We start from the raw sequence: 25,955 nt of genomic DNA on the forward strand, positions 1-25,955 counted from the left end.
TCACATCCCCCGTCCACCGGGCCGCGGCGCGGTTCGCGTCCGATACGGCGCCAGCACTCCGTTGAGCCACCGTTCCCCCTCCTCGGTCCCGAAGTCGACGCCGGGCGCGCCCGTGGGTTCCAGCGCCGGCGGCCCGCCCCGGTCGTCGAAGAGGATCGCGACCCGGTCGGCGGGCTCGCGCTTGGACGGCCAGACGAAACCCTGGGCCCAGGGGTCGGTCCGCCGGCGGATCCAGTGGCCCCAGTCGCGGGTCTGCGGATAGTCGGCGCCCTCGGTGTGCACCAGCCACGCGTCCTGCGCCACCGCCGCGAGATCCGCGCCGGACATCAGCGAGACGACCTCGATGTCGGCGGCCAGCCTGAGGAAGGACAGGCTGCGGCGTTCGAACGCCACGCGGGGCAGCAGCCGGTGGCCCGCGTCGGAGTCGAACGGCAGCGAGCGCAGCAGCACCTCGCAGACGGCGGCACCGACGCCGAAGCCGACGTAGAGGTAGCCGTAGCGGTCGTAGGGGGTGCTGTCGAAACGGCCGCCGTAGTAGAAGGCGTGCGAGGGGCGGGCGTTGTACGCGGTCGGCGCGCGGTGGGTGGAGTGCACGCGGTAGACCGGTGTGCCGGCGCGCAGCACGGCTCGGGTCGGTTCGCCCGGCAGGGACTCGGGCGGCGGGTACTTGCCCATGGCTACTCCTCCCCCTCGGGGCCGGCCAGTTCCCTTGCCGCGCCGAGCAGTTCGGCGTCGCGGCCACGGCCCAGCAGGGCCGCCGGGGTGCCGTCCCACCATGTCGTACGGGACAGCCACCAGTCGGCGGCGCCCCACGGGTCGGTGGCGGCGCGCAGGACGGAGTTGACCTCCAGGAGGATCCGCCAGGGCATGGCCCCGGCCTCGAACTGGAAGAGGGGCAGCCGTCTGCGGCCGTCCGGGCCGGAGAGGGCGATCAGCCGTGGGTCGGCGCTCTCGGTCCAGGGCGTGGACGGTTCGCTCAGCAGGCGTTCGCGGACGGGGCCCAGGACGGGTCCGACCATGGGGTTGCCGTCGAGGACGAGCATGCACAGGTCGGCCGCCGCGTATCCCTCGTACAGCTGCTGGGCCTGGGGCTGCGCCGTGAACCGCCCGGTGTCGCCGTGCCGGCGCAGTCGGGCGGACTCGTCGGCGGGGAGGGCGTCGAGGAGGGTCTCGGCGGCGGCCAGGACGGCGGTCGGGTCCGAGGCGTCCGCCCCGGCTCGCAGTCGGGACAACCGCTCGCTCAGCGTCCGCCGGGCGCCCGGTTCGAGCAGGGCGGAGAGTCGGTGCCAGTCGGCCGCGGCGGCGGCGAGCACCATGAAGGGGTTCACCCGCACCTGTGTCCTTTCTCCTCGGTGTCGGATAATCCGTGTGCGGCCGGGGGCCGTTCGCGCGCGCCCAGCGTCTCGGCCAGCAGGTCGGCGACCAGGGGGCGGCGGACGACGAGGTGGAGGTCGGTGTCCGGGTCGGTGCCGGCGTCCAGCGCGGCCCACAGGGCGCTGACGCCGGTCTGCGGGGGAAGTCCGCCGCGGCCCGCGCCGAGCAGGGGGAAGCAGATCGACCGCAACGGCGTTGTGAAGGCGGCGCGTTCCTCCGACAGCAGGGCCAGGGCGCGGGCGGCGGCCGTGGCGACGTCCTGGGCGGCGACGTCGTAGTCGTTGGTGCCGGGCCTCGGGACGGCGACGGCGGCGTGGTAGAGACGGCGGACGCCCCGGGCCGCGAGGGCGCCCGGCTCGGTGGGGGCGACCGTGCCGGGCAGTGCGGGGCGGCCCAGCAGCCCGTTCGCCGTACGCCAGCCGAGCAGCGCGTCGTGCACGGGGTCGGCGGTGACGTCCCCGGCCGGGCCGCGCACGGCACCCGCGCGGCGCAGGGACGCGGACACGGAGGCCTTGAACATCGCGGGCAGGGAGAGGTGCGTGTTGGTCGGGGAGACGATCACGTCGACGTTCCGGAGGAGTTCGACGGGGTGGACGTGCAGCAGTACCTCGCGGGATCCGACGCGGAGGAAGCGGTGCTGCAAGTGCGGGGCGAGGAGCGGTGGTTGGGGCGTCGTCGCCGCGCGCTGCGGGCCGATGCCGGCCAGCCAGCACACCTGTTCGGCGATCTGGGCCAGGACCATCTCCTCCTGGCTCTTGCGGAAGCGCTCGACGCTGACGCTGTACACCTGGGCGGCGAGCCGGCGCCGGTCCGCCGCCGGGCGGTCGCGCAGGCCGGGCGCCAGGCCGAGCGAGTAGCCGGCCGCCTGCTCCAGGTCGCCGCCGCCGAGCCGGGACACAGCCGTGCGCAGCAGGTTCTCCACCTCGACGGGCCAGGCGTCGGTGACGGCGGCGGAGTGCGCGGCGGCCGCCCGGCGGAGCAGCGGGACCTGGAGCTCCCGGATCCGGACCAGTCCCTCGACCCGGACCGTCTTCACCTCCCTCAACACGGACGCGACCTCGAACTGCGGTGCACCAGGCGACATATGTCCATGATCCGCCGCCCGCCTCACCGGCCACAAGGGCCATGGGGGCCCTGCCCGTCGGACGAGCCGGCCCGTCACGCCCACGGCAGCCACGCCCGCACCTCGAACCCGCCCTCCTGTGTATGCCCGTGCCGCAGGCGGCCGCCCGCCAGGGTCGCCCGTTCCGTCAGGCCGATCAGCCCCTGGCCGGAGCCGGGTACGGGGGGCACCTCGCCCTCGGGGGGCAGGTTGTGCACGACGACGGTGAGGCCGTCGCCCGGTGCGCCGGTGACGGACACCGTGGCCTCCGTGCCGGGCGCGTGCTTGCGGGCGTTGGTCAGGCCCTCCTGGGCGATGCGGTAGGCGGTGCGGCCGACGGAGGACGGGACGGCGGCGGGGTCACCCACGCGCTGGTCCAGGGAGACTTTCATGCCGGCCTGGCGGGACTCGGCGACCAGCGTGTCCAGCGCCCCGAGGGTCGGCTGCGGTCTGCCCGTGTCGTCGGGCTCGTCCGCCCGCAGCACGCCGATGATCTCCCGCAGGTCCTGGAGGGCCTCGTGCGCGCTCTCCCGGATCACGCCCGCCGCCCGCGCGGTCTGTGCCGGGGGCGCGTCGGGCCGGAACTCCAGGGCCCCCGCGTGCACGCTGAGCAGAGTCAGCCGGTGGGCGAGCACGTCGTGCATCTCCCGCGCGATGGCCTCGCGGGCGAGCCGCTGCGCCTGCTCGGCCCGCAGCCGCGCCTCCGTCTCGGCACGCCGGGCACGGTCCCTGAGGCTCACCATCAACTGCCGCTTGGCCCGTACGAACATGCCCCAGCCGACGATCGCCACCGTGAGCAACACGGCGAAGACCACGCTCACCAGGTAGGGAATGTCCCCGTCGGGGCGCAGCCAGTAGAACAGCGGGATCAGCGCGACGTTGGCGCCGCCCACCCAGGCCACGTACCGGAAGGGGCGGTGCACCGCCAGGGTGAACAGGGCGATCACGGCCGCACCGCCCGCGGTGTCCGAGACGAGGGTGACGGGAGTCAGCGCCACGGCGAGCCCCAGCGGCCGGCGGCGGCGCAGCCAGACCGACGCGCAGGCCAGCGCGCCGATCACCTGGTCGACGACGGCCAGTCCCTCCGGGACATGGGGGTTCTTGACGAGTGCCTCTACGGCGACCATCCCCACCAGCACGGCGAGCAGGAAGCAGCAGAAGTCGACGACCCAGTCGCGTGCGGTGCGCCGGGGCCGCCGCCCGCCCCGTTCGGTGTCGGGGTCGAGTTCGTGCAGCAGGGCGGAGGGGATGAACCATCTGCGCCCGGTGAAAAGCGAGGGCGTCTCCCCCGGCGGCACCGGGGCGGCCTGCCCCGCGTTGTCACCACTCACGATCGACAAACCTACGCAGTCCGGTCCCGTTCCACCGCTTCCCGGGCGGGATCGTCGACCAAAGTCGTCACACCGGGGACTTTCGACGGGGCCGGCCGGGCCCGGACAGGGACTTCGGTTCCCGGATGTCCGCCCCGCGGCCGACGCGCGTGGGGGGTCCGCGGGGCGAGGCTCGTGGAATGAAGCAGGTACTGGAGATTCTCGGCTTCCTCGCCCTGGTCCAGGGCGTGGCGGGCCTGGTGCACGAGTTCACCGACTGGAACTGGGGGCTCGTGCAACGACTGGGGTTCCTCGACGGCTACGAGATCTACGCGAGCGTCACGCTGCTCGTGCTGGGCGTCGCCCTGTTCGCGGCGGCCGGGAGCCGGAAGTCCGCCTGAGCGTCCGGGCGGACCTCCGGCCGGCGTTCACCGCGGCGGCCGCACGGGTCAGCAGCCGTAGTCGACCAGGTCGAACGACTCGTAGTGGTCGGCCGTGTAGTAGTCCTCCTGGTTCTCCTCACCGGTGACGATGCGCCGCGCACCGCGGCTGGAGGAGCCCGGGGTGATGACCGTGTACTCGTGGTAGTACCCGGTCGACTGCTGGGGCAGGATGCGCTCCCGGTTCTGGAAGACGGTGCCGTCCTGCTCGAACGGGTAGGGGCCGCCCTGCTCGATCAGGTCGAGCGTGTCGTGGGCCTGGGACGGCAGTTTGCTGTAGCAGATGTCGCCGACGGCGGTGGGGGCCGCGTCGGCCGTGGTGGCGGAGACGGTCCCGCCGATGAGGAGAGCGGACACAAGGGCGGCTGCTGCGCCGAGCCGCGAGGTGCGTGGGGGGAGATTCATGCGCTCATGATGACGCGCGTAGATAGTGGCATGTCAATGTCAAGCGCGGAGATTTTCCCTTCAAGTCCGATGAGTTTGCGGGAAGTTAACCTTGTTCCGGAAGTTTGTACTCCCCGTACTCCGGGCGGCCCGCCAGGTCGTACGTCTGCATCGAGACGCCCGCGCCGGAGACGCTCCCTCCCCGGTGCCGGAACGCGGTCGGTACGGCACCCTCCGGGAACAGCCGGAACCCGGTGCCGAGAACGACCGGGAAGGTCAGCAGATGGAGGGTGTCGACGAGGTCGAGCGACAGCAGGGAGCGGACGAGGGCGCCGCTGCCGTGCACCTGGACCTCACCGTCGGTGCGCTCCGTCAGGGCGGTGACCTCCTCGGCGAGGTCCCCGGAGAGCACGGTGGTGCCCGCCCAGTCGGGGTCCTTCAGCGTCGAGGAAGGGACGTACTTCGGCAGGGAGTTGAGCTTCGAGGCGACCGGATCGGCCGGGTCGGTCACCTTCGGCCAGTACGAGGAGAAGATGTCGTAGGTACGGCGCCCGAGCAGGAAGGCGTCCGGGCGCGCGAAGACGTCGTTGACGAACCGGCCGAAGTCCTCGTCGGCGTACCAGAAGCTCCAGCCGCCGTGGGGGAAGTCCCCGCGGGTGTCCTCCTTCGGCCCGCCGGGGGCCTGGTAGACGCCGTCGAGGGTGACGAAGAGGGTGGAGACGAGCTTGCCCATGGCGGGTGCCTTCCTGTCCGGAACGAAGAGGATCCGTTGTCATGGGTTCAGACACCGTCGGCACCCGCAACTCATCGCTGGGCCGTACGCCACGCGCGTGTCGCCGGGGACCTCGATGTCCGTTCGCCGCCAGCGTCGCCGTCGGGCGGCGGCTGGGATGGAGACATGACTTCACAAGGAACTTCTCAGGCGACCTTTCGAGCGACTGCTCAGGAAGCCCTGCACGGCAAGGTGGCTCTCGTGACCGGCGGGAGCCGTGGCATCGGCGCGGCGACGGCACTGCGGCTGGCCCAGGAGGGCGCGGACGTGGCCGTCGGCTATGTGCACGGCAAGGAGGCGGCCGAGGAGGTCGTTCGGGCCGTGGAGGCGCTGGGGCGCCGGTCGGTGGCGCTGCGGGCGGATTCGGCGGACGCCGCCGAGGCCGCCGGTGTGGTGGCCGCGGCGGCCGAGGCGCTGGGCGGCCTCGACATCCTGGTGAACAACGCGGGCGTGGGCCTGCTCGGGCCGCTGGAGACCCTGTCGCTCACGGATGTGGACCGTGTCCTCGACGTCAACGTACGGGCGGTCTTCCTGGCCTCCCAGGCGGCCGCCGCGCGGATGCCGGAGGGCGGCCGGATCATCACCCTCGGCAGCTGCATGGCACAACGCGTGCCGGGACCCGGCGGGACGCTCTACGCGATGAGCAAGGCCGCCCTGGCCGGTCTGACGAAGGCCCTGGCGAGGGAGCTGGGCGAGCGCGGGATCACCGCGAACCTCGTCCTGCCCGGCCCGATCGACACCGACATGAACCCGGCGGACGGGCCGTACTCGTCCGGCCAGGCCGCGATGACCGCGCTGGGCCGGTACGGAACGGCCGGTGAGGTGGCGTCCATGGTCGCCTATCTGGCCGGGGCGACGTATGTGACCGGTGCGGAGTTCGCCGTGGACGGCGGGCACGCGGCGTGAGGCACGTGGGACGCACGTGAGGTACATGGGACGCACGTGAGGCACATGGGGCGCACCGGTGCTGTCAGGCCGGTGCGCCCCATGGGTCGGGGTCGGCTCAGCCGCCCAGCTCCTGGTGACGCGCCGCGAGACGCCTCGCGCCGTCTTCCGTCAGGGAGCCGAACAGACGCAGCCGGGAGATGCCGCCGTCCGGGAAGATGTCCACGCGCGCGTGCGTGCCCACGGCCGGCTCCGGGAGGACGAAGCGGTGGTTGGTGTCGGGCTGGAGGCGGGTGCGGGGCAGGATCTCGCGCCACTCGCCGCCCTCACCGTCCTTGACCGACACGGACGCCCAGCCGGCGCTGTTGCCCTTGAGGTAGGCGGTGTCGATCTCCAGGGCGCGGATCCGCGCCTGGGAGGCCAGTTGGTAGCGGATCCAGTCGTTGCCCTGGTCGCGGCGGCGCCGGGTCTCCCAGCCGTCGTCCATCTTGCGGGAGCGGCCCGGCTGGATGGTGTTGGAGGCGGGCGAGTAGAAGAGGTTGGAGGCGTCCTCCGCCTGCCCGCCGTTCTCCAGGGCGACGACGTCGAAGGTCCCCAGCGTCTCCAGCCACGCGGGGTCCGGGACGACCTCGCCGTACACGCGCAGGCGGGCGATGCCGCCGTCGGGGTGCTGGTTCACCCGCAGGTGGGTGAAGCGCTGCTCGACCGCGACGGAGAAGCCGTTCGCCGCGTGGCCGCCGACCGGGGTGCGCGGGACCAGGGTCGTCCACTTCACGTCGTCCCCGAGGAGTTCCTCAGGCGACGGGGAGCCCGGCACGGAGGTGCCCTCGACGGACACCGCCTGCGGGTAGTTGCCGCGGAAGTGGGCCGTGTCGACGACGATCCCGCGGATCACCCCGGGCGCGCCGAGACGCACCAGTGCCCAGTCGTGGTCCTCGGCCGTCGGCCACGGGTGCCCGGCGGAGGCGCCGCGCCGCCGCCGCGTCTCCCAGCCGTCCATGATCTTGCCCTTGTGCCCGAAGTGCTCGGGGTCGAACTCGGCGGGCTCGGGCACCAGCAGGTTCTCGCGCTGGGCGAAGAACTCGTCGTTGGCGGCGAGGACACCGGCCCCGAGGCGCCGGTCGGCGAGGTTGGCGTACTGGGTGAAGGGGAAGTCTGCGGTGCGGTAGTCCGCGTACGGGTCGCCGCCTCCGTAGGGGTTCGAGTCGCCGGTGAAGCTGGGAATCGCCGTCACGGGATGGGTGCCTTTCGGGAGTCGGCCGGTGGATGCGGGTGCGGGGAGGTCTATGGGTGCCGGGTCAGGAGTCGGCCCTTCGGTTCGGTGAACTCGCCGTCCGCGACGATGCGCTGCCCGCGCAGCCAGGTGGACTTCACGACGCCGTACAGGGTCTTGCCCGAGTACGCCGTGACGTGGTTGCGGTGCTGGAGGGCCGCCGGGTCGACGGTGAAGGTCTCGTCGGGCGCCAGGACGGCGAAGTCGGCGTCGCGGCCCGCCGCGATGGCGCCCTTGCGGGTGTCGAGTCCGACGAGTTCGGAGGTCCGCGTGGACATCCAGCGGACCACGTCCTCCAGGCCGTGACCGCGCTCGCGGGCCGCCGTCCACACCGCCGCCAGGCTCAGCTGGAGTCCGGAGATGCCGCCCCACGCCGTCGCGAAGTCGTCCGTCTTCAGGTCGGCGGTGGACGGGGAGTGGTCGGTGACGACGCAGTCGATGGTGCCGTCGGCCAGCGCCTGCCAGAGCAGGTCCTGGTTGGCGGACTCTCGGATCGGCGGGCAGCACTTGAACTCGCTGGCGCCGTCCGGGACCTCCTCCGCGGTGAGGGTCAGGTAGTGGGGGCAGGTCTCCACGGTGATGCGGACGCCCTCCGCCTTGGCCTCGGCGATCATCGGCAGGGCGTCGCTGGAGGACAGGTGCAGGATGTGCACGCGCGCGTGGAGGGCCTTCGCCTCGCGGATGAGCTGGGCGATGGCGGTGTCCTCGGCGTCCCGGGGGCGGGAGGCGAGGAAGTCGGCGTATCTGGGGCCGGGCTGCTGCGGGGCGGAGGCGAGCAGGTGGGGGTCCTCGGCGTGCACGATGAGCAGGCCGTCGAGGGCGGCGATCTCGGCCATGGAGCGGGCCAGCGGGTCGCGCTCGAGGTGCGGGAACTCGTCCACGCCGGACGGCGACAGGAACGCCTTGAAGCCGAAGACTCCGGCCTCGTGCAGCGGGCGCAGGTCCTTGACGTTGTCGGGCAGGGCTCCGCCCCAGAAGCCGACGTCGATGTGCGCCTTGTCGGCGGCGACCCGCTGCTTCGTACGCAGGTGCGCGACGGTCGTGGTCGGCGGGAGGGAGTTGAGGGGCATGTCGACGAGGGTCGTGATGCCGCCGGCCGCCGCGGCGCGGGTGGCGGTCCAGAAGCCCTCCCACTCGGTGCGGCCGGGGTCGTTCACATGGACGTGGGTGTCGACCAGGCCGGGCAGCAGGACGTGATCGCCCAGATCCTCCAGGCGGGCGCCCTCCGGCACGAGTTCGTCATAGGGGAGGACGGCCGTGATTGTGCCGTCGGCGACCGCGACGGACGCGGCGCGCGTCCCCTCGGGAGTGATGACACGCGTCGAGCGAAGCACCAGTTCAGTGTCGGACACCCGAACCCCTTACTTCCACCTACCGGAATTCAACTTTCTGTTGAAGGAGTTTCACTCCCTCTCCCGTGCCAGTCAAGGGCACACTGGACTTGGGCGCCCTTCACGTGGCCACTCCTGGACGTTTCCACAAAGCGGAATTAAACTTCCAGCACGCAGAACGTAGCTACGTACGAGCGGGGAGTCAACCGACTGCCGGGTAGGCTTCTGCTCTTCCGCCGCCAGCCCCGAAAGGAACGCGCCGTGCCGACGTCCAGCGCCAGCACCACCGACTCCGCCCGGTCCTCCGCCAACGGCGGCGTACAGTCCCTGGAGCGCGCCTTCGACCTGCTCGAACGGATGGCGGACGCGGGTGGCGAGGTCGGCCTGAGCGAGTTGTCCGCGAGCAGCGGGCTGCCCCTGCCGACCATCCACCGTCTGATGCGCACCCTGGTGGCCTGCGGGTACGTACGCCAGCAGCCGAACCGGCGGTACGCGCTCGGTCCGCGCCTGATCCGTCTCGGCGAGTCGGCCTCCCGGCTGCTGGGCACCTGGGCGCGGCCCTACCTCGCCCGGCTGGTCGAGGAGACCGGCGAGACGGCGAACATGGCGCTGCTGGACGGGGACGAGATCGTCTACGTCGCACAGGTGCCGTCGAAGCACTCGATGCGCATGTTCACGGAGGTCGGCCGGCGTGTGCTGCCGCACTCCACGGGCGTGGGCAAGGCCCTGCTCGCGAGCTTCCCGGCGGAGGAGGTGCGCGCCCTGCTCCACCGCACGGGCATGCCCGCCGCGACGGAGAAGACGATCACGACGCCCGACGGGTTCATCGCGGCGCTGGAGGACGTACGCCGGCAGGGCTACGCGATCGACGACAACGAGCAGGAGATCGGGGTCCGCTGCCTGGCGGTCTCGGTGCCCGACTCCCCCACCGCCGCGGCCATCTCCATCTCCGGCCCGGCGGGCCGGGTCACGGAGGCGGCGACGGACAAGATCGTGCCGGTGCTCCAGCAGGTCGCCGCCGAACTGTCGGAGGCCCTGGCCAGCCAGAGCCCGGCCTGACGTTCAGCGCGAGCGCGGCGTCCTAACCCTCGCCGCGCACCGGCCCCCCGAAGAGGTCCACGGCCCGGCGGACCTCCGACAGGCCGGGGGACAGCGCGCTCACCGAGCCGATCGCGCCGGCGATCAGCAGCAGGGAGCGGCGCAGCCGCGGGATCTCGGGGATGCCGGCGACGGCCATCGCGTCCAGCGCGGCCAGTTCCTCCTCGGCGATGGTCCGGTCGGCGAAATCGCCGGGATGGGCGGCGAGCCGGCGGCGCAGCCCGGACACGGCGGAGCGCAGCTCCGTCACGCGCGGGTCCTCGTCGCCGCTGGTCACAGACCCCTGCCGCTTCTGCTCCACGCTCCGCAACACAGTCCTCCCCCTCGCACCTCGTCGTGCGCGTGCCATTCCGACGCGAAGTCCCCCACACCGGGCGTCGGCCGGACGCCCGGACGGTCGGTGCGGGCGAGATTAAACGACAGGGCCCACCAGGCGCCAGTCCATTGCGTCATCGACTTGCTCCGCTGCGTAACTTCTCGGCCCGAGATCGTGCGGTATGCAGGATCCATGACGACACGCAAGACGCCGGGAGAGGCCCGAGAGGTTGCCGGGGTACTGCTCGCCGCCGGTGGCGGGCGACGACTCGGAGGGCGACCCAAGGCACTGCTCCTCCATCGGGGGCGGCCGCTCGTGGAGCACGCGGTGCGGGTGCTGCGGGAGGGGGGTTGCACACGGGTCCACGTAGTACTGGGCGCCCGGTCCGAAGAGGTGCGCGAACGGGCCGCCCTGCCGGGCTGCGTACTCGTCGACAACCCCGACTGGGAGCAGGGCATGGGCACGTCTCTGCGTGCCGGGCTCGACTCGCTCGCCGGTACGGGCGCCCGGGCCGCCCTGGTCTCGCTCGTCGACCAGCCCGGCATCGGCCCGGAGGCGGTGGCCCGGGTCCTCGGGGCACACCAGGGCGAGGAGTCGCTGGTGTCGGCCGCGTACGACGGGGTGCGGGGCCATCCGGTCCTGTTCGGCGCCGCCCACTGGGCGGGCATCGCCGCGACTGCCACCGGGGACCGGGGGGCACGCGCCTATCTGAAGGAACACGAGCCGGCGATCGCGCTGGTCGAGTGCGGGGACGTGGCCCGGCCCTTCGACATCGACACCGAGGCCGATCTGGCCCACCTTGAGTGAGCGGGGTGGCACGGAGCGCCACCTTTCCTCGACCCGAAGAGTCTCGACGTCAACACACGATTGAACTTCCACTATGAGGAAACTAGTATCCACAGTTCAGAAGCGCCCGAGGGCTCCACGGGCGCCGAACGCCCGTATCCGGGAAGACTGGCACCCGGTGCCGCACCGCAGGCTCGTCTTCGTAGCTCGCTGAAGGAAGTGACCGTTCATGTCCGCACCAGCGCCGTCACCGCTGGCCATCGTCGACGCCGAGCCCCTGCCGCGGCAGGAGGAGGTCCTCACCGAAGCGGCGCTGGCCTTCGTGGCCGAGCTGCACCGGCGGTTCACGCCCCGGCGTGACGAACTCCTCGCCCGCCGCGCCGAGCGCCGCGCCGAGATCGCCCGCACCTCCACCCTCGACTTCCTCCCGGAGACCGCCGCGATCCGCGCCGACGACTCCTGGAGGGTCGCCCCGAGTCCGGACGCCCTGAACGACCGCCGGGTCGAGATCACCGGCCCCACCGACCGCAAGATGACCATCAACGCCCTCAACTCGGGCGCCAAGGTGTGGCTCGCGGACTTCGAGGACGCCTCCGCGCCCACCTGGGAGAACGTGGTCCTCGGCCAGCTCAACCTGAGCGACGCCTACACCCGGAACATCGACTTCACGGACGCCAAGTCCGGCAAGTCGTACGCCCTGAAGGCGAACGAGGAACTCGCCACGGTCGTCATGCGCCCGCGCGGCTGGCATCTGAACGAGCGTCATCTCGTCGACGCGGACGGCACCCCGGTACCCGGCGCGCTGGTCGACTTCGGCCTGTACTTCTTCCACAACGCCGAGCGCCTGCTGGGCCTCGGCAAGGGCCCGTACTTCTACCTCCCCAAGACGGAGTCGCACCTGGAGGCCCGCCTCTGGAACGAGGTCTTCGTCTTCGCCCAGGAGTACGTCGGCATCCCACAGGGCACCGTCCGCGCGACCGTGCTGATCGAGACGATCACGGCCGCGTACGAGATGGAGGAGATCCTCTACGAGCTGCGCGACCACGCCTCCGGGCTGAACGCGGGCCGCTGGGACTACCTCTTCTCCATCGTCAAGAACTTCCGTGACGGCGGAGCGAAGTTCGTCCTCCCGGACCGCAACGCGGTGACGATGACGGCCCCGTTCATGCGGGCGTACACCGAACTCCTCGTCCGCACCTGCCACAAGCGCGGCGCGCACGCGATCGGCGGCATGGCGGCCTTCATCCCGTCCCGCCGGGACGCGGAGGTCAACAAGGTCGCCTTCGAGAAGGTCCGTGCCGACAAGGACCGCGAGGCGAACGACGGTTTCGACGGCTCCTGGGTCGCCCACCCCGACCTGGTGCCGATCGCCATGGAGTCCTTCGACAAGGTCCTCGGCGAGAAGCCCAACCAGAAGGACCGGCTGCGCGAGGACGTCGACGTCAAGGCGGCCGACCTGATCGCCATCGACTCGCTCGACGCCAAGCCCTCGTACGCGGGTCTGGTCAACGCCGTGCAGGTCGGCATCCGTTACATCGAGGCCTGGCTGCGCGGACTCGGCGCGGTCGCGATCTTCAACCTGATGGAGGACGCGGCCACCGCCGAGATCTCCCGCTCGCAGATCTGGCAGTGGATCAACGCGGAGGTCGTCCTCGACAACGGCGAGCAGGTCACCGCCGAGCTGGCCCGCAAGGTCGCCGCCGAGGAACTCGCCAACCTCCGCGCCGAGATCGGCGACGAGGCCTTCGCGGCCGGCAACTGGCAGCAGGCGCACGACCTGCTGCTGACGGTCTCCCTCGACGAGGACTACGCCGACTTCCTGACACTGCCGGCGTACGAGCAGCTCAAGGGCTGACGCGCGGGCCGGACCGCTAGCGCTCCGAGTGGCCCAGGGTCTTTCCCGGGGCCACTCGGTCGCGTACGGCCTTCTTCACGGCGGTCGGTTCGGGGAAGCCCTGCTCGCGCCGGTCCCAGACGACCTCCTCGCCGACGCGGACGACGAACACGCCGCCCGTGCCCGGCTTCAGCGCCAGTTCCGTCAGCTCCGCCTCGAAGGTCGTGAGCAACTCCTGCGCCAGCCAGGCCGCTCGGGGCAGCCAGCGGCACTGGGTGCAGTACTCGATCTCGACACGGCCACTCATCCGAGGTGCACCGACCAATCCTGTTGGGCCGCGGGCTTGCCGTGCAGGTCGGGGACCTGCTTGAGCCACGCGGGTCGTCCTTCCTGTGTTCTCGCCGCCCGGACGGCCTCCTCGGCGGCGAGCTCCTCCCGGGTGGGGAAGCCGGTGGGCAGCCAGGCCCCGGAGGACCGCACGCGCGCGTGGAGGTACGTCACATACGCCTCGCGTGCCTCGTCCGGGCCGGCGAAGCCGGGCTCGTCGGCGAGCCAGGCGTCGGGCACCTCCGAGAGGATGCCGCGCAGCAGCTCCTCGGTCACCCGGGGAGCCAACTCGGCGTCGGCGGCCCGCACATCCGGCCCGTAGTGGCCGAGGGCGTGGTGCCGGAAGTCGTAGGCCTTGGCCGGGTCGGCGCCGTCCCAGCGGTGGTGGAAGACGAGGGCGGCGCCGTGGTCGATCAGCCACAGGCGCGGGGGCGCGACGCCCAGCGTGGGCCAGACCATCAGGTTGGAGCTGTGGACCGTACGGTCGACGTTCACGGTGAGGGCGTCGAGCCAGACGATCCTGCCCGCCTCCAGGGGGTCGACCGGGAAGACCCGGGCGATCTCCGGCGTGAAGTCCCGGGCGCCCGGCAGACAGTCCATGCCGAGATTGACGCCCGCGCTGGCCGCGTGCAGGTCCCGCACCTCCTGGTGGGGCTCGCTGTCGGCGACCTCCGGGTCGAAGTGCACGAGGACCAGCTCCGGGAACCGCAGCCCGAGGGCGCGGGCCAGTTCGCCCACGATCACCTCGGCGACGAGGGCCTTGTGGCCCTGGGCGGAGCCGGTGAACTTCACGACATAGGTGCCGAGGTCGTCCGCCTCGACGACGCCGGGGACGGAGCCGCCGGATCGCAGGGGTTCGACATAACGGGTCGCGGTGACCTCTCTCAGCATTCTCTCAGGTCACCCACTTCATTGACCTTGCAATCCACGGCCCGCCTCGTAGCTTCCCGACAGGGGAGTTCCGACTGGCATGCACATCATGAAGTGAGCATAGTAACCGAGGGTGAAAGGGCGCCTGATCAGGGCCGAGGCCTGCCAGGCACCCCCCAGCGCCCCCGCCCAGCCGGGCGCCGGACTGGTGACGGCCGTGATCGGCACGCGGTACTTCCTGCGTCTGCCGGTACGGACCCAAAAGGCGACATAAGTCATCTAAAAGGTCATCAATGGCCAAAATGCCTCACATCTGCCTGTTGTATGGATCCACGTACAACGGGAGTGAGGGAGCATGGCCAAGGACATCACGGACGCGGGCCCGCCACCGTCCGCGAGCCTGAAGCCCAATGCGATCGGGTTCCTCGACGCGCTGGTCATCGGGCTCAACGCGACCTCACCGGCGTACTCGGTGGCGGCGGTCATCGGCCCGGTCGTGGCCCTGGTGGGCATCTACGCCCCCGGGGTGATGATCGCGTCGTTCGTGCCGATGCTGCTGATCGCGTCGGCCTTCTACTACCTCAACAAGGTCGACCAGGACTGCGGCACGACCTTCTCGTGGGTCACCCGGGCCATGGGGCCGTGGGCGGGCTGGCTCGGCGGCTGGGCCATCGCCATGACAGGTGTCCTGGTCGTCGGGTCGCTGGCGGATGTCGCCGTGACCTTCTTCCTGCTCGCCGTCGGCCTGGACAGCTGGGCGGACAACGACGTCGTCCGCCAGGTGCTGACCGTGCTGCTCGTCCTGGTGATGACGGCCGTCTGCGTGATCGGCATCGACGTGTCGGCCAAGGTGCAGAACGTCCTCATCCTGGCGCAGGTCGCCTGTCTGCTGGTCTTCGCCGTGGTGGCGCTCTACCGCGTCTACGCCGACACCGGCACCCTCGACTCCATCGAACCGAAGTTCAGCTGGCTCGATCCCTTCGGAGCGGGCGGGGCGTCCCTGACCGCCGCCCTGCTGCTGGGCGTGTTCATCTACTGGGGGTGGGAGTCGGCGGTCAACCTCACCGAGGAGACCGAGGACTCCGCCACCGCCCCGGGCAAGGCGGCCGTGTGGTCGACGGTGCTGCTCCTGGTGACCTACCTCGCGGTCGCGTTCGCGGTCGTGGGGTACGCCGGAACGGCCTATCTGGCCGAGAACGCGGCGGAGGAGGAGTTCATCTTCGCGCTGCTCGCCGAAGAGGCGATGGGCGGCTGGGACTGGGTCGTGCTGCTGGCGGTCTCGACGTCCGCGCTCGCGTCCACGCAGACGACGATCATCCCGGCGTCGCGCACGGGCCTGTCGATGGCCCGCCGGCACGCGCTGCCCGCGCACTTCGGCCGTATCAACCCCCGGTTCCGCACCCCCGACGTGAGCACCTGGTGGGTCGCCGGCATCGCCATCGTCTGGTATCTCGTCCTCTACCAACTCAGCGAGAACGCCCTGTTCGACTCGCTGACCGCGCTGTCCCTGCTGATCGCGTTCTACTACGCGCTCACGGGTGTCGCCTGTGCGGTCTACTACCGCCGCCAGCTGACCCGCAGTGCCCGCAACTTCTTCCTGATCGGGCTCGGCCCCCTGATCGGTGCCGGATTGCTGGCCTGGCTGCTGGTGGAATCCGTGGCGGACATGTCCGACCCCGCCAACTCCTACAGCGGCGTCTCGTGGTTCGGGCTCGGTCCCCCGCTGGTCATCGGGATCGGCATCATCATCACGGGCGTGATCCTCATGGTCGTGTGGCGGCTGATGGCCCCCGTCTTCTGGTCGGAACACCCCAGCGTGGTCGACCCCGACCTCGTCCCCGGCAAGCACGGCAAGGAGTCCTGAGATGTCGGTGGTCCTCGGCTACGACGAGTCCCCGGGCGCCCTGCGCGCGCTGCGGGTCGCGATCGAGGTGGCGGCGGCGTACGGCGAACCGCTGGTGATCGTCTACGGCGCCGCCGCTCCGGGCGTCACGGGCGACGAGTACGCGGCCCACCACGCGGCCGTGCGCGAGGCCGGGAACACCGCGCTCGCTCACGCGGTCCATGCCGCCGACGAGGCGGGCGTGCCCAGCGCCGTCGAGGTCATCGACCAGCGGCCCGCGCAGGCGCTGATCGACGCGGCGGCACGCCATGACGGCCGGGTGATCGTGGTGGGCACCTGGGGCGAGAGCCCGGTGCGCGGGGCCCTGCTGGGCTCGACCCCCCACAAACTGCTGCACCTGTCGAACGTCCCCGTTCTGTGCGTGCCGGCCGAGGAGTCCTGAGGCCCCGCCCCTGGTCAGGAACTGCCCGCGCGCCGTTTCGCGAGCGGGCTGAAGGCGTACAGGTCGAGGATGTCGGGCAGGGGGGCGACGCCGGGGCCGCCCTCGCGGACCCAGGAGACGATGTCCTCGGTCGCGGCCGGGTCGTTGACCAGACCGAACCACACCGGCCGGGCCCCGGCGGCCCGGCCCGCGGCGGACGGCTGTACGACGATGACGTTGGCCTGGTCGCAGACGTCGAGGCACTCGGAGACCCGCACGGGCGCCGCCTCGCGCAGCCGCTCGGTCTGGGCCGCGTGGTCGACGCCGGTCACCTTGCCGGTGCCGCAGCAGCAGTCCCGGCACACGACGACGCGGCACGGAACCCCTCCGGCCGGGGTTGCGGACATGCCGCACCCTTCCTCTCTCCGGGGAGATCCGCCCCGGTGGTTCGTCGAGGAGGCGACCGCGTGAGTCTCCTGGCTCCCGGGCCGATGCCGGTCACAGTGGCGGGACCGCGCCGGATTCACACCGGCTTCCTCGTTCCGCCGTCGCCATGTCGCCGGCCATCATTCCATGCGGCCGGTACGCGGGTTCAGTCCGTCTCGTGAGCGTGCGGCTCGCGTCGACGGCGCCGGCGTCCGGTCACTGCCCGTACGGTTCCCGGCCCGCACGGTCGCGGCGGTAGTGCAGGGGTACATCCGCGCACGGGCGCTCCCCAGGTCACGTTCCCTCCCTGAGCGGGTTGGGCAGCGGCAGATAGCGGGCGTCGGCGCCGTCCGCGCCCGTCCAGCGCAGCAGGAGGTTCGTCTTGGCGGGGAGGGTGGGCGAGGTGAGCAGGGCGGGGATCTCGGGCAGGTCGTGGCGGGCGAGTTCGCGGCGGGCGGCGGGCCAGGGGTCGAGGCCGGGGTGGCGTTCGGCGAGGGCGCCCGCGATCTCGGTGAGGTGGTTGACGACCAGGCAGTACACCAGCCGCTCCCAGCCGGCCTCCCGGGAGACGTCCGGCAGCAGTTTCACGCCCTCGGCGTCCCGGTACAGCGCCTGCACGGGCAGGCCGTCGGCGTCCACGGCGACCAGCGTGTTCTGCAGATGAGCCTCGATGACGACGCCGTGCCGGGCGAAGGCCTCCAGGGCCGGGGGCACCACCTGCGCCAGATACGCCGCCCACCACGCCTCGGGGTCGGCGGCGCGGTCGAGCGGGCTGCCGTCGAAGCCCTCGACGAGTCCGGCGGCGAGCAGCGGGGTCGCGCCGGGCACCAGGTGGCCGGCGAAGCCGTCGCGGACGAGGACGGCCAGGGCCTCGAAGGCGAAGTCGGCGGTGCGGTACCCGCGGTCGCCGAGCCAGGCCGGGGGGCCGTCGAGCGTGCCGAAGTCGTCGAAGGCGGCGCACACGGCCGCGTCGGTCCTGCGTAGGGCGAGCAGGTCGTGGCGCCACAGCCTGCGGATGTCGTTGGTGATGCGCACGTCCAGGCTGAACTTCAGGAAGAGGTCGTGCCCGGGTGCGTAGAGCGTGCGGATCGCGGCGGTGGGCCAGGTGTCGAAGGCGGTCGTGCCGAGCCGGACCAGCCTCCCGTCCGCGAAGGCGGCGGCGAGCTCCGCGCCCGCCAGGTCCAGTTGCCAGGGGTGGGCCGGGAGCAACCGGTAGCCGGGCGGGGCGGTGCCGAGGGCGTCGAGGGCCGAGGTGTCGCCCTCCTCGACGACGCGGTCCTCGCGCAGCCCGAGCAGGGTCAGCGGGAAGCGGGCGTACGCCTCGGGCGCGTACGGCAGCCAGCCCGCGGCCGGGCCGCCGCCGCGCGCCTTGGGGGCCGGGTGGTGGGTGTGGCCGGTGAGCAGGCACTGCTCGGAGCGCAGGTAGGGGGCGTCGGGCGGGGTCGCGCGGTCGCGGGCCTCCAGCAGGGCGGCCACGGCGTCCCTGCTGTCGAGCATCTCGGCGGGCAGTTCGTGGTTGGAAAGACCGGTGTGCCGGCGCAGTTCCTCGGCGACGAGTTTGACCAGCTCGGTGTGGCCGACGCGCTGCCAGCCGTCCGGCCCGTGGACCTCGGGTTCGGCGGGCCGCCGTGTCCCGCGCACCCGCAGCAGACGGTCCCCGCCGGGCAGGCGGTAGATCCGGTGCTCGCCGGTCCGGCGCACCGGCCGGGCCACCTCCCGCAGCAGACAGTTCAGCAGCGGCACGGCGGCGTACGCGTCGGCGGGCGGGGGCATGAGGTCCACGCGATCCACTCGTTTCCCTACGTTCCTTGTGTTCTCTACGTTCCCCACAGCCCTTCCGGGACTTCCGGACTTCCTGGCGGAGATGATCAGTATGTCGGTCGTCGTCATCGCGCCGTGACGCCCTACCCGTACCCGAGGAGCCCGCCCGTGCACCGTTCCCCCACCGCCGAGGCCGAGGTCGCCGACGAACTGGCCGTCGTACGGCCCGGCCTGCTGCCGCGGTACGAGGCCGAACTGCCCGGCGCCCGGGCGGCCGTGCTGTCCCGTCTGTGGCGCGGTCTCGCTCATGATCCGCTGCCCTGGGTGGTCCGCAGGGAGCCGGGCCGGGGCGGGCTGACGCTGTCCCTGTCCGACGGCCGCCGGCTGCACGGCCCGCCGCCGGATCCGTACGCGACCGGCGGCTACGTCACCGTCGTGGGGCTCGACGGGGCGGAGTACGACGATCCGGCGCGGCTGGTGACGGACCTCGCCGTCCCGCACTCCGCTTCCTTCGCCGCCGAACTCGGGCACAGTGTGGCCTCGTTGGCGCTGTCGAGAGCGGGGCAGGAGGGGCACGCGGGGGACGAGTGGCCGGGCAACGACTGGGAGTGGGAGCAGCGGATCGTCGACGGGCATCCGTTCCACCCCACCTGCCGTTCCCGGCCCGGTTTCTCGGTGGCCGAGCAGCTCGCCTACGGGCCCGAGCACCGGCCGCTCGTGGGGCTGGGGCTGGTGCCGGTGCGGGCGGAGGAGTGCATGGTGACCGGGGCGTGGCCGCGGGATCTGCGGGAGGGGCGGCGTGTGGTGCTGCCGGTGCACCCCTGGCAGGCGGCTCATGTGCTGAAGCGGGCGTGCGAGGAGCGGCGGGCCGGGCATCCGCTGATGTCCCTGCGGACGCTCGCGCTGCCCGGCGGGCCACACGTCAAGACCTCGCTCAGCGCCCGGCTGACGTCGTCGGTGCGGGACATCTCGCTGCCCTCGGTGGCCGCGTCCGCGGCGCTGTCGGAGTTCGCCGAGACGCCGGCCGCCCGCACGGACGGCCTGCTGCACGTGACCCGCACCCTGGGCGCCGCCGCGGCCGGTTCCCCCGACTTCGCGGCCGTTCTGCGGGAGTCGCCGCAGACGTACGCCGGGAGCGGTGAACGGGTCCTGCCGGTGGCGGCGCTCGCCACCAGCGCGCTCCCCCGCTCCCCCGCCTGGCTGGCCGGCTTCGCGCGCCTCGCCCTCACCGTCGGTCTGCGGCTGCTGGAGCTGGGCGTGGCCCTGGAGGCACACGGCCAGAACCTCCTCGTGGTCCTCTCGCCGGAGGGCGACCCGCTGCGGCTCGTCTACCGCGACCTGGCCGACATCCGCGTCAGCCCGGCCCGCCTGGCCAGGCACGGCATCACGGTCCCCGACCTGCCCGCCCGAATGGTCACGGACGACGAACGCACGCTCCGCCGCAAGCTGTTCGGCTCACTGGTGGCGGGCGCGCTGGCCGGGACGGCGGGGTCGGGAGCGGCGCTCACCGCGGCACTGAAGACGGCCGTGGACGAGCTCCCGCGCACCCCGGACCTCATGGCACTGCGAGCGGAGCCCCTGCCCACCAAGGCGCTGACGCTGATGCGGCTCTCGCCGCAGACGCCCGGGGACCAGTGGGCGGAACTGCCCAATCCCCTTGCGTGAGCCCCGTTTTGGAGCAGGACCCCGCCGGTCAATAGGATCCGCCGATGATCACAAGAAAACGGCTGGCGGCGGGCGTGGGTGCCCTGCTCGCCGCGTTGACGGCCGGGATCGTCTTCCCGGCCGGAGCGGCCGCCGGCGAACCCACGGGCCAGGCCGCCCCCAAGGTCGACCTCGTCCTCGATGTGAGCGGCTCGATGCGGGCGCGGGACATCGACGGACAGTCGCGGATGGCCGCCGCGAAAAAGGCGTTCAACGAGGTGCTCGACGCGACGCCCGAGGAGGTCGAACTCGGCATCCGCACCCTCGGCGCCGACTATCCCGGGGACGACCGGAAGACGGGCTGCAAGGACACCGCGCAGCTCTACCCGGTCGGCCCGCTGGACCGCACCGAGGCCAAGACGGCCGTCGCCACGCTCACCCCGACGGGCTGGACGCCGATCGGCCCGGCCCTGCTGAAGGCCGCCGACGACCTGGACGGCGGCGACGGCTCCAAGCGCATCGTGCTGATCAGCGACGGCGAGGACACCTGTGCCCCGCTCGACCCGTGCGAGGTGGCCCGCGAGATCGCGGCGAAGGGCATAGGCCTGACCATCGACACGCTGGGCCTGGTGCCGACGGCCAAGCTGAGCAGGCAGCTGAGCTGCATCGCGGAGGCCACCGGCGGCACGTACACCTCGGTGGAGCACCAGGACGAACTCACCGACAAGGTCAACCAGTTGGTGGACCGGGCGGCCGATCCGGTGGTGACGCCGGTGGCGACCGAGGGCGCGTCCCGGTGTGTGGAGGCACCGACGCTGAAGTCGGGCCTGTACACCGACCGGGAGGAGTTCGGGCAGCAGCGCTGGTACCGGGTGGAGGTCCTGCCGGGGCAGGAGCTGCGCGCTTCGGTGAGTGTCGCGGCCGACCGGGCCGTGAACCCCGGCTACGGCGTGCTGATGCGGGCCGTGACGGTCAAGGGCCGGGAGATCGTGCGCGGCGAGGCGGCGGGCAACGGCCGTACGGACGTGATCTCGACGGGGCTCAGATACCCCGAGCCCGAGCGCGACGACACCGACGGTGACAGCGACAAGCCGGCCGCGGAGACCGTGTGCCTGGCGGTCACCCACTCCTTCTCGGCTGCCTCCGGTGTGAAGACCACGCCCGGGCTGCCGCTGGAGCTGACCGTCGATGTCGTGGACGGCCCGAGCGGGGCGGGCGACGTGGCCTCCTTCGGTCTCGGCCGCGGCTGGTGGCTGCTCGGCGCGCTGATCCTCACCGGCTTCCTGGCCGGTCTCGTCTGGGGCTGGCTGTCGCGCTGGCGGTTCGCGGTCTGGAGGACCAACTGATGCGAGTGGTACGTGCGTTGAGCGCCGCGTTGCTGACCCTGGGCCTGGCGGCCGCTCCCGCCGCGGCCGACTCCTCGCCGAGTCCGTCGCAGGACACCTCGGCGGCGCCCACTCAGGCGGGCACCTCCTTCCGTTCCGCGACGGAGATCGAGCAGGGGCAGCGCGCCACGGCGAGCGGCTCCACGGGCGACTACCTGTACTGGTCGTTCCCCGCCGACACCGGGCAGCGACCCACGGTCGCGGCGACGGTGAAGCTGCCGGACACCCACGCCGCGCAGACCTGGCAGATCGACGTGTACGACGGTCTGCGGCGCCGCCAGGCCTGTCAGTACGGTGCGCAGACGCGCACCGCCGCCGCGGACGCCGCCTCCGTCGAGCTGGCCTGCGTGCTGCGCACGGTCCGCTCCTGGTCGGAGCCCTGGGCGAACGACCCGCTGCCGGGCACGTACTACGTCCGGCTGACGGCGACCGGCGTCGCCGCCTCCGACCTGGGCCTCCCGGTCGACTCCGAAGTACGGGTGGACTCCCGCGACATCGGCGGCTCGGCGGCGGTGGACGGCTCGCTGGCCGAGCCGCTGGTGCCGGGGATCGCGACGAGGTCCGGGGACGAGGAGGAGTCCTCGGCGGTCCTGGCCGGGCTCGGACCCGAGGACGGCTGGGCGTCCGGCTGGTGGTCGGACCGGTGGGTGTGGACCGCGGTGGGCGGGGCGCTGGCCGCGCTGGCGGGGGTCGCCGGGTACGCGCTGACGCGCGGCTCGGGGCGGCCGTCACGGGTGCCGCCGACTGCCTGACCTTCTCCTGGACTCAGAAGGCCCGCTTGGTGCGGGCCTTCTGTCATGTCTCGCGCAGCGCCTTGGCGAGCGTGCCCTCGCCGCTCACCTCGACCCGGCCCTCCCGGACGGCCTGGACCAGGCTCAGCTCGCCCCGGCCGATGGCCGTGCACGTCCCGGTGTCCAGCACCAGCAGGGCGTCCGGCTCACCGGGTGCGGGCCCGTCACCGTACACGGGCCCGCGCCCGGCACCGGCGTGGAGGTGGAAGTGTCCTTCCTCCAGCCGGACTTCGACAAGCCCCTCCCCGTCCAGCTGACGCAGCAGGGGCAGGGCGAACCAGTGCGCCCGTACCGCGTCCGTCGGCCGCCGCTCCCCCAGTTCGGCCTGCCCCCACTCCCCCAGCGTCTGGAGCACCGGCAGCAACTCCCGTCCTCGATCGGTGAGTTCGTACACCGAGGCCGCGCCGGGCGGTGGCATCCGGCGCCGGGTCGCGAGGCCGTCGCGTTCCATGTCCCTGAGCCGGGAGGCGAGTACGTCCGTGCTGACGCCGGGCAGGTCCGCGTGCAGGTCGGTGTAGCGGCGGGGACCAGCGAGGAGCTCACGGACGATCAGCAGGGTCCAGCGGTCGCCGACCAGGTCGAGCGCGCGGGCGGCGGAACAGTACTGGTCGTAGCTTCGGCGAGGTGGCATGCGACGCAGTCTAGACAAGTTGTTGGACTTTCCAAGCGGCTACTTGGTAAAACCAAGCAACACCAATCGGCCGAGGGGAAGCGCGCGCATGGAGTTCCGGCAGTCGAGCAAGCTCAGCGAGGTCTGTTACGAGATCCGCGGCCCGGTGATAGAACACGCCAACGCGCTGGAGGAGGCGGGCCACAGTGTGCTGCGCCTGAACACCGGCAACCCCGCGCTCTTCGGGTTCGAGGCGCCGGAGGAGATCCTCCAGGACATGATCCGGATGCTGCCGCAGGCGCACGGGTACACCGACTCGCGCGGCGTCCTGTCCGCCCGCCGGGCGGTCGCCCAGCGCTATCAGACGCTGGGCCTGGAGGTCGGCGTCGACGACGTCTTCCTCGGCAACGGCGTGTCGGAGCTGGTCTCCATGGCCGTACAGGCATTGCTGGAGGACGGCGACGAGATCCTCATCCCCGCCCCGGACTTCCCCCTGTGGACCGCGGTGACGACCCTCGCGGGCGGCAAGGCGGTGCACTACCTGTGCGACGAGCAGGCCGACTGGTACCCGGACCTGGACGACATGGCGTCGAAGATCACGGACCGGACGAAGGCGGTCGTGATCATCAACCCGAACAACCCCACCGGCGCGGTCTACCCGAAGGAGATCGTCGAGGGCATCCTCGACCTCGCCCGGCGGCACGGCCTGATGGTCTTCGCCGACGAGATCTACGACCAGATCCTCTACGACGACGCCGTGCACCACTCGGCCGCCGCGCTCGCCCCCGACCTGGTGGTCCTCACCTTCTGCGGGCTGTCGAAGACCTACCGCGTCGCGGGCTTCCGCTCCGGCTGGCTGGTGGTCACGGGCCCGAGGCAGCACGCCAAGGACTACCTGGAGGGCCTCACCATGCTGGCCTCCATGCGGCTGTGCGCCAACGCGCCCGCCCAGTACGCCATCCAGGCCGCGCTCGGCGGGCGGCAGTCCATCGGCGACCTCACCAAGCCGGGCGGGCGGCTGCTGGAGCAGCGGGACGTGGCCTGGGAGAAGCTCAACGAGATCCCGGGCGTGACCTGCGTGAAGCCGAAGGGCGCGCTGTACGCCTTCCCGCGCGTCGACCCCAAGGTGCACAAGATCCACGACGACGAGAAGTTCGTCCTCGACCTGCTGCTGCGGGAGAAGATCCAGGTGGTCCAGGGCACGGGCTTCAACTGGCCGACCCCGGATCACTTCCGGATCCTGACCCTGCCGCACGCCGATGATCTGGAGGCGGCCATCGGGCGGATCGGGCGGTTCCTGGGCGGGTACCGGCAGTAGCGGGCGGCGAGGAGCGAACAGCTGGGGCGGAGTGCGTCAGGTCCGAGAAGGACGCTCCGCCGACCTGCACCTGAAGGGCATGTGAGGGACTCCAAGCGGATACACGGCCCCCGGCTCGCTTTCGGACAACCGGAATGGGGCTCCTTCCTCTCCTGCGCGACGGCCGGAACCCGCCGTTGAGAGTGCCGGGCAGGGGGGAATGTCGTCCTGAGTCCTTCCCCCTGTCAGGAGTGGAGACGAGCGATGGGCACCACAACCGGTGAGACCCGGGTCGGCGTCGCGGAGCAGCCGGCGAGCATTCAGTTGCCCGGCATCGTGCTCGGCGTCGGGATGGGCGGGTTCGCCGACGGCATCCTGCTGCACCAGTTGCTCCAGTGGCACCACATGCTCTCCAGCACCAACCAGGATCGCATCGGGGTGAAGTACTACGATCCCCACACCGTCTCCGGCCTGGAGATGAACACCCTGTGGGACGGCGTCTTCCACACCGTGTGCTGGCTCTCGGTCCTGCTCGGTCTGGCCGTCCTGTACTCGCGGGTCACCCACGACCGGCTGCGGGTGTGGACCTCTCGCGTGCTGTGGGGCTGGATGCTCGTCGGCTGGGGCTTGTTCAACCTCGTCGAGGGTGTGCTGGACCATCACATCCTCGGCATCCACCACGTCTACGCCGGTGACGGCCAGGTCTGGTGGGACATCGGCTTCCTCGTTCTCGGCGCGCTGCTGGTCGCCGGCGGCCATCTGCTCCAGCGCAGCGGCCGACGCGCCTGATGGGCCACCAGTTCCACGAGCAGGGGCACCACGCGGGCAGCGGCATCCTGGAGTGGCTGCTGCCCGCGCTCATGCTGTCGGCCCTCGCCGGCGGCTACCTGCTGCTCGTCCGCCGCGCGCGGCACCGCAATCCCGCCATGGGCTGGAGCCGGTGGCGGACCGGCTGGTTCCTGGGCGGGATCCTGCTGTGCGGTGTGGCGCTGCTGCCGCCCGTGGCCCCCTTCGCCCAGGAGGACTTCCGCGGGCACATGGTCCAGCACCTGCTCATCGGCATGTACGCGCCGCTCGCCCTGGTCCTGGCCGCCCCCGTCACCCTCCTGCTGCGCACCCTGCCCGCCCGCCGTGGGCGGCAGCTGACCTCCCTGCTGCACAGCCCGCCGGCCCGTGCGCTCACCCACCCGGTGGTCTCGCTGGTGCTCTCCACAGGCAGCCTCGCGGTGCTGTACTTCACCCCGCTCTACAACGCGACCATGACCAGCCCGGCAGGACACTGGCTGCTGCACGCGCACTTCCTGCTGTCCGGCTGCCTGTTCGCCCACGTCATCGCCGGGCCCGACCCGGCCCCCGCCCGGGCGGGCGTGCGGGCGCGGCTGGTCTGCCTGGGCGTGGCGATCGCGGCGCACGCGGTGATCTCCCAGCTGATGTACGGCGGCTTCTGGGCCGACATCCACGCGCCGATCGACCAGGTGCGGGGCGGCGCGGAGATCATGTACTACGGCGGCGACATCGCCGAGCTGCTGCTGGCCGCCGCTCTGGTCGCCACCTGGCGGCCCGAGCCCCGGCGCCCGGCGAACCGTGCCGCAGGGCGGGGAGCGGTCCCGGCGCCGAATGTCAGTGGCGGGTCGTAGCCTTCGAGCAGGTGGGGCGAGTGCCCCGGGGCCTGTGC

General features: G+C 72.0%; 28 protein-coding genes and 1 riboswitch. Of the genes, 14 read left to right on the plus strand and 14 right to left on the minus strand.

Features of this window, described 5'->3' with window-relative positions:
- The 4 genes from ACZ58V_RS12155 to ACZ58V_RS12170 form a co-directional block, all read right to left on the minus strand.
- Entirely contained in the window at positions 1–675 is a 675-nt protein-coding gene (locus ACZ58V_RS12155; protein WP_471289845.1) for an RES family NAD+ phosphorylase, read from the minus strand.
- 2 nt (positions 676–677) lie between these two features.
- Entirely contained in the window at positions 678–1,334 is a 657-nt protein-coding gene (locus ACZ58V_RS12160) for a hypothetical protein (RefSeq protein WP_468183599.1), read from the minus strand.
- The gene (locus tag ACZ58V_RS12165; RefSeq protein ID WP_471289847.1) at positions 1,325–2,458 is read right to left on the minus strand and encodes a macro domain-containing protein; all 1,134 of its coding nucleotides are present in this window, start codon (positions 2,456–2,458) and stop codon (positions 1,325–1,327) included. Before ACZ58V_RS12165 ends, ACZ58V_RS12160 begins: the two co-directional genes overlap by 10 nt.
- Before the next feature lie 74 nt (positions 2,459–2,532).
- Positions 2,533–3,807, minus strand: coding sequence for a sensor histidine kinase (locus tag ACZ58V_RS12170; RefSeq protein WP_471289849.1), 1,275 nt, complete (start codon positions 3,805–3,807; stop codon positions 2,533–2,535).
- A gap of 179 nt (positions 3,808–3,986) precedes the next feature.
- On the opposite strand from ACZ58V_RS12170, the gene ACZ58V_RS12175 reads away from it, so the two are divergent.
- Entirely contained in the window at positions 3,987–4,187 is a 201-nt protein-coding gene (locus tag ACZ58V_RS12175) for a hypothetical protein (RefSeq protein WP_436726360.1), read from the plus strand.
- Between the two features lie 48 nt (positions 4,188–4,235).
- Here ACZ58V_RS12175 and ACZ58V_RS12180 read toward each other — a convergent pair whose 3' ends face one another.
- Both ACZ58V_RS12180 and ACZ58V_RS12185 read right to left on the minus strand, forming a co-directional pair.
- Positions 4,236–4,631, minus strand: a complete 396-nt coding sequence (locus tag ACZ58V_RS12180; protein WP_471289850.1) for a guanyl-specific ribonuclease — start codon at positions 4,629–4,631, stop codon at positions 4,236–4,238.
- A gap of 85 nt (positions 4,632–4,716) precedes the next feature.
- Entirely contained in the window at positions 4,717–5,343 is a 627-nt protein-coding gene (locus ACZ58V_RS12185) for a dihydrofolate reductase family protein (RefSeq protein WP_468183587.1), read from the minus strand.
- Positions 5,344–5,508: 165 nt separating this feature from the next.
- Here ACZ58V_RS12185 and ACZ58V_RS12190 point away from each other — a divergent pair, with 165 nt between their 5' ends.
- Positions 5,509–6,288, plus strand: coding sequence for an SDR family oxidoreductase (locus ACZ58V_RS12190; protein WP_468183584.1), 780 nt, complete (start codon positions 5,509–5,511; stop codon positions 6,286–6,288).
- A gap of 97 nt (positions 6,289–6,385) precedes the next feature.
- On the opposite strand, the gene alc is transcribed toward ACZ58V_RS12190, so the two are convergent.
- Both alc and allB read right to left on the minus strand, forming a co-directional pair.
- Positions 6,386–7,501 (minus strand): allantoicase, encoded by a 1,116-nt coding sequence (gene alc / locus ACZ58V_RS12195; protein ID WP_471289851.1) that lies wholly within the window; start codon positions 7,499–7,501, stop codon positions 6,386–6,388.
- A 50-nt stretch (positions 7,502–7,551) separates the two neighbouring features.
- Complete coding sequence (gene allB, locus ACZ58V_RS12200; protein ID WP_471289853.1) at positions 7,552–8,892, minus strand: allantoinase AllB; 1,341 nt, start codon at positions 8,890–8,892, stop codon at positions 7,552–7,554.
- Between the two features lie 240 nt (positions 8,893–9,132).
- Here allB and allR point away from each other — a divergent pair, with 240 nt between their 5' ends.
- Positions 9,133–9,930: an allantoin degradation transcriptional regulator AllR gene (gene allR / locus ACZ58V_RS12205; protein ID WP_261678563.1), complete on the plus strand. Its 798-nt coding sequence runs from the start codon at positions 9,133–9,135 to the stop codon at positions 9,928–9,930.
- A gap of 22 nt (positions 9,931–9,952) precedes the next feature.
- On the opposite strand, the gene ACZ58V_RS12210 is transcribed toward allR, so the two are convergent.
- Positions 9,953–10,282, minus strand: coding sequence for a DUF5955 family protein (locus ACZ58V_RS12210; RefSeq protein WP_468183574.1), 330 nt, complete (start codon positions 10,280–10,282; stop codon positions 9,953–9,955).
- A gap of 195 nt (positions 10,283–10,477) precedes the next feature.
- Here ACZ58V_RS12210 and ACZ58V_RS12215 point away from each other — a divergent pair, with 195 nt between their 5' ends.
- Both ACZ58V_RS12215 and aceB read left to right on the plus strand, forming a co-directional pair.
- Complete coding sequence (locus ACZ58V_RS12215; protein ID WP_471289854.1) at positions 10,478–11,092, plus strand: nucleotidyltransferase family protein; 615 nt, start codon at positions 10,478–10,480, stop codon at positions 11,090–11,092.
- Between the two features lie 208 nt (positions 11,093–11,300).
- On the plus strand, positions 11,301–12,926 hold the full coding sequence (gene aceB / locus ACZ58V_RS12220; RefSeq protein ID WP_468183568.1) for a malate synthase A: 1,626 nt from the start codon (positions 11,301–11,303) through the stop codon (positions 12,924–12,926).
- Between the two features lie 16 nt (positions 12,927–12,942).
- On the opposite strand, the gene ACZ58V_RS12225 is transcribed toward aceB, so the two are convergent.
- Complete coding sequence (locus ACZ58V_RS12225; protein WP_468183565.1) at positions 12,943–13,212, minus strand: Rdx family protein; 270 nt, start codon at positions 13,210–13,212, stop codon at positions 12,943–12,945.
- Positions 13,209–14,123 (minus strand): HipA family kinase, encoded by a 915-nt coding sequence (locus ACZ58V_RS12230; RefSeq protein ID WP_468183562.1) that lies wholly within the window; start codon positions 14,121–14,123, stop codon positions 13,209–13,211. The genes ACZ58V_RS12225 and ACZ58V_RS12230 overlap by 4 nt, the downstream gene beginning before the upstream one ends.
- A gap of 334 nt (positions 14,124–14,457) precedes the next feature.
- Here ACZ58V_RS12230 and ACZ58V_RS12235 point away from each other — a divergent pair, with 334 nt between their 5' ends.
- Both ACZ58V_RS12235 and ACZ58V_RS12240 read left to right on the plus strand, forming a co-directional pair.
- Positions 14,458–15,966 carry an APC family permease gene (locus ACZ58V_RS12235; protein WP_468183559.1) on the plus strand — a complete coding sequence of 503 codons (1,509 nt, stop codon included), beginning with the start codon at positions 14,458–14,460 and terminating at the stop codon, positions 15,964–15,966.
- A gap of 1 nt (position 15,967) precedes the next feature.
- Complete coding sequence (locus ACZ58V_RS12240) at positions 15,968–16,387, plus strand: universal stress protein (protein WP_468183556.1); 420 nt, start codon at positions 15,968–15,970, stop codon at positions 16,385–16,387.
- A 14-nt stretch (positions 16,388–16,401) separates the two neighbouring features.
- Here the strand turns inward: ACZ58V_RS12240 and ACZ58V_RS12245 are convergent, their stop codons facing one another.
- Together ACZ58V_RS12245 and ACZ58V_RS12250 are read right to left on the minus strand one after the other, a co-directional pair.
- Entirely contained in the window at positions 16,402–16,773 is a 372-nt protein-coding gene (locus ACZ58V_RS12245) for a (2Fe-2S) ferredoxin domain-containing protein (protein ID WP_468183553.1), read from the minus strand.
- A gap of 46 nt (positions 16,774–16,819) precedes the next feature.
- Positions 16,820–16,943, minus strand: a riboswitch (cobalamin riboswitch).
- Positions 16,944–17,086: 143 nt separating this feature from the next.
- On the minus strand, positions 17,087–18,565 hold the full coding sequence (locus ACZ58V_RS12250; protein WP_471289955.1) for an IucA/IucC family protein: 1,479 nt from the start codon (positions 18,563–18,565) through the stop codon (positions 17,087–17,089).
- 156 nt (positions 18,566–18,721) lie between these two features.
- On the opposite strand from ACZ58V_RS12250, the gene ACZ58V_RS12255 reads away from it, so the two are divergent.
- From ACZ58V_RS12255 to ACZ58V_RS12265, 3 genes are read left to right on the plus strand one after another with little or no spacing between them, the layout of a single operon-like run.
- Complete coding sequence (locus ACZ58V_RS12255; RefSeq protein WP_471289858.1) at positions 18,722–20,218, plus strand: IucA/IucC family protein; 1,497 nt, start codon at positions 18,722–18,724, stop codon at positions 20,216–20,218.
- Between the two features lie 44 nt (positions 20,219–20,262).
- Complete coding sequence (locus tag ACZ58V_RS12260) at positions 20,263–21,543, plus strand: vWA domain-containing protein (RefSeq protein WP_468183547.1); 1,281 nt, start codon at positions 20,263–20,265, stop codon at positions 21,541–21,543.
- A complete protein-coding gene (locus ACZ58V_RS12265) occupies positions 21,543–22,334 on the plus strand; it encodes a hypothetical protein (protein ID WP_471289859.1) in 792 nt (263 codons plus the stop codon). Before ACZ58V_RS12260 ends, ACZ58V_RS12265 begins: the two co-directional genes overlap by 1 nt.
- A 43-nt stretch (positions 22,335–22,377) precedes the next feature.
- Here the strand turns inward: ACZ58V_RS12265 and ACZ58V_RS12270 are convergent, their stop codons facing one another.
- The gene (locus ACZ58V_RS12270; protein ID WP_471289860.1) at positions 22,378–23,004 is read right to left on the minus strand and encodes a winged helix-turn-helix transcriptional regulator; all 627 of its coding nucleotides are present in this window, start codon (positions 23,002–23,004) and stop codon (positions 22,378–22,380) included.
- Positions 23,005–23,092: 88 nt separating this feature from the next.
- Here ACZ58V_RS12270 and ACZ58V_RS12275 point away from each other — a divergent pair, with 88 nt between their 5' ends.
- The 4 genes from ACZ58V_RS12275 (at position 23,093) to ACZ58V_RS12290 (ending at position 25,917) form a co-directional block, all read left to right on the plus strand.
- Complete coding sequence (locus ACZ58V_RS12275) at positions 23,093–24,301, plus strand: pyridoxal phosphate-dependent aminotransferase (protein WP_471289861.1); 1,209 nt, start codon at positions 23,093–23,095, stop codon at positions 24,299–24,301.
- Positions 24,302–24,382: 81 nt separating this feature from the next.
- Positions 24,383–24,481: a DUF397 domain-containing protein gene (locus ACZ58V_RS12280; protein ID WP_468183534.1), complete on the plus strand. Its 99-nt coding sequence runs from the start codon at positions 24,383–24,385 to the stop codon at positions 24,479–24,481.
- A gap of 63 nt (positions 24,482–24,544) precedes the next feature.
- Positions 24,545–25,069 (plus strand): DUF2243 domain-containing protein, encoded by a 525-nt coding sequence (locus ACZ58V_RS12285; protein ID WP_468183531.1) that lies wholly within the window; start codon positions 24,545–24,547, stop codon positions 25,067–25,069.
- A complete protein-coding gene (locus ACZ58V_RS12290) occupies positions 25,069–25,917 on the plus strand; it encodes a cytochrome c oxidase assembly protein (RefSeq protein ID WP_468183528.1) in 849 nt (282 codons plus the stop codon). Before ACZ58V_RS12285 ends, ACZ58V_RS12290 begins: the two co-directional genes overlap by 1 nt.
- Positions 25,918–25,955 lie beyond the last annotated feature (38 nt).

The sequence above is a fragment of the Streptomyces sp. NPDC040589 genome (assembly GCF_055594445.1).